Here is a 4,349-nt window from a genome sequence, read left to right on the forward strand (position 1 = left end):
GGCTGAGGGTGCTCAGCCGCGCCAGTCCGGGACCCCGGATGGGAGGTTGGCTCGGAAGTCGCGCACGGCGGCGACGGACGTCGCGGTCATCAACCTCACCTCCCTCGTGCTCCGGGTCCTGTCGTCTGCTGCGGGGAGGTTAGCAGCGGCGGCCGGGCGGGCGCACCACGATTTCGGCTGGGGCCCGGCCCGGGGGCGTCCGAGGGGCGGAACGCGCTGGTGGGCGTCTTGCGGGGCGTGTTGGGATGGCCGGCATGGGAGAGCTGAGGGTGCGGGCCGCGGTTCCCGCGGACGCCGAGGGCGTGCTGGCGTTCTGGCGGGAGGCCGCCGAGGGCGTGAGCATCAGCGACGACCTCGACGGGGTGGGCCGGCTGATCGCCAGGGACCCGGAGGCGCTGCTGCTGGCCGAGCGTGACGGGGCGCTGGTGGGCACGGTGATAGCCGGGTTCGACGGCTGGCGCTGTCACCTGTACCGGCTGGCGGTCGCGCCGGCGTGCCGACGGCAGGGCGTGGCGACGGCGCTGCTCGCGGCGGCGGAGCGGCGGTTCGTGGCGCTTGGCGGACGGCGCGCCGATGCCATGGTGCTGCACCACAACGAACTGGCGCACCGGGCTTGGGAGTCGGGCGGCTACCGGCGGCAGCCCGAGTGGGGCCGCTGGGTGAAGGGTCTCGCCGACTGAGTCGGCGAGCGACGAGGTACGGGCGGGCGGGCTCGATGAGTTCGGCTCGGGTGGCTGGTCTCCTTGGGTATGGGTGGCGTGGAGTTCGTGGTGTGGGGGCCGGTGGCGCGGGCCGATGTGCCGGGCCTGTGTGAGCGGTTCAGGGCGGCCGTCGAGGCTGGCGGGGGCGGCCCGGTGGTGGTGGACCTGGGGGCGCTCGACCGGCCGGGGCCGACCGCGGTGGAGACCGTCAGCAGGCTGGCGCTGACGGCCAGGCGGCTCGGCTGCCGGGTGTCGTTCACCGGGGTGGACGACGGATTACGGCGCGTGCTCGGCTTCCTCGGGCTCGCCGAGGCGCTGACCGGCCTCGCCGATCTCGGGGAACCGGGGGGCGGCGGCGCCGGGCGGCAGTCGGTCGGGGAGCCCGAACAGCGGGAAGAACCGCTCGGTGTCGAGGAACGCGTTGATCCCCGTGACCCGACCCGCTGAGATCTCGAGGACCTGAAGGGCCCAGGGGGTGTGCCCGCCGTCGGACGTCGGCCGGTACTGGCCGAAGGCCGGGCTGCCGTTGGCCCAGGTCGGTATCAGCCGGGAGCCGGCGCAGCCTATCCCGGGCCCCGCCATCCAGGCGCGTACGTCCTCGCGGCCGCGCAGCCACAGGTCGTAGGGCGGCATGGAGAGGGTGGCCTCCTCGTGGAGCAGGGTGGTCAGCGCGTCCAGGTCGTAGCGCTCGAAGGCGTCCAGGTAGCGGGCGAGCAGCTCGCGGTGCTCGGCGGTGAGCGGCTCGGCCGGGTCGGCCGCCGAGGCGCCGGTGGCGGCGAGCGTGGCGCGGGCGCGCTGGAGGGCGCTGTTGACCGAGGCGACGGTGGTGTCGAGGAGCTCGGCGACCTCGCTGGCCTTCCAACTGAGCACCTCGCGCAGGATGAGCACGGCGCGCTGGCGGGGGGCGAGGTGCTGGAGGGCGGCCACGAAGGCCAGCCGGATGGTCTCGCGGGCCTCGGCGGTCTCGGCCGGGTCGGCGGTGAGGGTGCGGCTGTCTGGCATGGGCTCGATCCAGGCGGTCTCGGGCAGCGGCGGGCCGAGCTCGGCGGAGGCGGTCGGGGTGGGCGAGGACAGGTCCATGGGGCGGGCCCGGCGGCCGGCGCCGCTCAGCATGGTGAGGCAGACGTTGGTGGCGATGCGGTAGAGCCAGGAGCGGAGCGAGGACCTGCCCTCGAAGCGGTCGAGGCTCCGCCAGGCCCGCACCATCGTCTCCTGCACCGCGTCCTCCGCCTCGAAGGCGGAGCCGAGCATGCGGTAGCAGTGGGCGGTGAGCTCTCTGCGGTGCCGCTCGAGCTCACGCTCGGTGGGTTTCGCGCTGGTGGCGGTGGGTGTCGTCATGGCGCGTGCTCGCTTCCCTCGGGTGGCCGGGACGCTCGCCCGTCCATGTGCGGCCACCATAACGAGGGGGTCTGACAACGGCCGGGTTCCGCGCGGCGGCGAGCCGCCGTCAGCCGGCGAGCTCCCCCGCTATGACCTCCGCCTCGGCCCGTGAGTAGGGGCCGCCGAGGCTGGCGGTGCCCTGCGCGTCGGGCCCGGCGAGCACGCCGGCGGACAGCACTCGGCCGCCGTGGACGAAGGCGAGTTGGCCGCGCGGGTAGGGCTCGAACCGCACCCGCGCGGTCAGGGAGCGCAGCGCGGCGGCGTCCTCGGTCCTGAAGGTGATCCGCACCGCCCACAGGTCGGCGATCGGCCCCGGCACGGCCTCGGCGTCGGCCACCTCCGCCACGGTGACCCCGCCGTCGAGGTCGAGGGTCCGGCACAGCGAGTGGGCGGGGTCGTAGAAGGCGTCGGGCCGCCCGGCGGGGCAGGAGGGCGCGAGCAGCTGGGACGTCACCTGGGCGATGCGCAGCGGGTGGGCGTTGGCGGCCTGGTCGGTGAGCGGCGCGTTCCTGGCGAGCGTGACGGCGAGGAAGGACAGGGCGCCGCCGAGCACGCACAGCGCGGCCGCCGTCAGCGTCGGCCCCGAGGGGCGCGGGCCGGCCGGGGGTGGTCTGTCCTGACGTGGGCCGGTTGCCCCGCTGCCGCTCATACCGGTCCCTCCCGTCCCCCTACCGGGGGCCCCTGTGCCGCATAAAGTTAGCGGTACCGGTGGCCTGTTCGCAGGTGGGTCGGAGGAACGGATTCAGGGGGTTCGTGCAATGCGTGACCGGGTGCTCGACGGCCGTTACCGGCTCGGGCGGCAGTTGGGTGCGGGCGCCATGGGCACCGTCTGGGAGGCGCTCGACCTGCGCCTGGAGCGTACGGTGGCCGTCAAGGTGGTCGGTTCGGTCGCCGTGGGGCGCGATCCGCGGGCCCGGGAGCGGTTCGAGCGGGAGGCCAAGCTGCTGGCCGCGCTGTCCAGCCCGTTCATCGTGACGGTGCACGACGTGGGCGAGGCGCGGTTCGAGGGCGACCCGGATCCGGTCCTGTACCTGGTGATGGAGCGGCTGCGCGGCCGCTCGCTCGACCAGGTGCTCGCGGAGGAGCTGCCGCCGCTGGTCGAGGTGGCGCGCTGGGGCGAGCAGATCTGCCGGGCGCTCGCGGTGGCGCACGAGGCGGGCGTCGTGCACCGGGACCTGAAGCCGGCCAACGTGATGGTCGAGCCCGACGGCCTCGCCCGGGTGCTGGACTTCGGCATCGCCGCGGTGCTCGCCGAGTCCACCGACCATGCGCGGCTCACCTCCACGGGCGTGGTGGTCGGCACCCCCGCCTACATGTCGCCCGAGCAGATCGAGGGGCGGGCGGTGGCGGCCAACACCGACCTGTACGCGGCGGGCTGCCTGCTGTACGCGTTGACGACCGGCCGGCCGCCGTTCCACGGGGCGTCGCTCTACCAGCTGCTGCGGCAGCAGTTGGAGGAGACGCCGGCCGCGCCCGGCACGCTGCGGGCCGGGGTGCCGCCCGAGTGGGACGATCTTGTGCTGTCGATGATGTCGAAGCGGCCTGGTGACCGCCCCGAGTCCGCGGAGGCGGTGGCCGAGCGGCTGCGGGAGCTGTCCGGGCTCGTCGCCGGCACGCTGTCGGCCGCGCCGGTGGCGCGGATGAACTACGAGCCGACGCGGGTGGATCCGCGGTCCGTGCTGCTCGCCGCCTGCCCGTGGGCCGAGGGCGGCCGGCTGCCGCTGGCCACGGGCCAGCGGATGCGGCTCGCCGACGTGCTGCCGGGCGGCGACGCCTTCACGGTCGGCCTGCGGGGCGAGGCCCTCGCGGACGGTCCCGCGCTCCACCTGGACGCGAGCGCGCTGGTCCTCGACGAGGCGGGGCGGGTGCTGTCGGACGAGCACTTCGTCTTCTTCAACAACACGGAGCCGGCGGGCGTCGGGGTGCGGCTCGAAGGCGGCGATCCCGAGGCGTGGTTCGCGGTGCGCCTGCCGGAGTTGCCGGCGGCGGCGGAGCGGGTGGTGTTCGCGCTGTCGGTGGACGAGGACCGGACGCCGGGGCGCGACCTGTCGGACTCGGGGCTGCTGCACACGCGGCTCATCGACCCGTCGAACGACCGGGAGCTGCTGTGCTACGGGTTTCCGGCCGGGCCGGCGGGGGCGACCGGGGTGCTGCTCGGTGAGCTGGCCCGGGAGGAGGATGGCTGGTGGTTCTCGGCGGCGAGCGTGGCCTTCGACGGCGGCCTCGCGGAGATCGCGGAGAGCCATGGGGTGGCGGTGGAGGCGGAGG

At 75.1% G+C, this 4,349-nt stretch carries 4 protein-coding genes; 2 read left to right on the forward strand and 2 right to left on the reverse strand.

The window, feature by feature from the left end:
• Positions 1-254 precede the first annotated feature (254 nt).
• Entirely contained in the window at positions 255-680 is a 426-nt protein-coding gene (locus E1265_RS34170; RefSeq protein ID WP_207931319.1) for a GNAT family N-acetyltransferase, read from the forward strand.
• Positions 681-977: 297 nt separating this feature from the next.
• On the opposite strand, the gene E1265_RS34180 is transcribed toward E1265_RS34170, so the two are convergent.
• Both E1265_RS34180 and E1265_RS34185 read right to left on the reverse strand, forming a co-directional pair.
• Positions 978-2,099 (reverse strand): sigma-70 family RNA polymerase sigma factor, encoded by a 1,122-nt coding sequence (locus tag E1265_RS34180; protein ID WP_279571491.1) that lies wholly within the window; start codon positions 2,097-2,099, stop codon positions 978-980.
• Between the two features lie 49 nt (positions 2,100-2,148).
• A complete protein-coding gene (locus E1265_RS34185) occupies positions 2,149-2,730 on the reverse strand; it encodes a hypothetical protein (protein ID WP_132934842.1) in 582 nt (193 codons plus the stop codon).
• A 109-nt stretch (positions 2,731-2,839) separates the two neighbouring features.
• Here E1265_RS34185 and E1265_RS34190 point away from each other — a divergent pair.
• On the forward strand, positions 2,840-4,349 hold a 1,510-nt coding region (locus tag E1265_RS34190), incomplete at its 3' end, for a protein kinase (protein ID WP_165953980.1).

Origin of the sequence: Streptomyces sp. 8K308 (assembly GCF_004348315.1) — a bacterium.
Lineage (GTDB): Bacteria > Actinomycetota > Actinomycetes > Streptomycetales > Streptomycetaceae > Streptomyces.

What these genes read in the sequence shown, in the direction of transcription:
- E1265_RS34170 (WP_207931319.1), top strand. Translation starts at nt 255, where the DNA reads ATGGGAGAGCTGAGGGTGCGGGCCGCGGTTCCCGCGGACGCCGAGGGC.
- E1265_RS34180 (WP_279571491.1), bottom strand. Translation starts at nt 2,099, where the DNA reads ATGGTGGCCGCACATGGACGGGCGAGCGTCCCGGCCACCCGAGGGAAG.
- E1265_RS34185 (WP_132934842.1), bottom strand. Translation starts at nt 2,730, where the DNA reads ATGAGCGGCAGCGGGGCAACCGGCCCACGTCAGGACAGACCACCCCCG.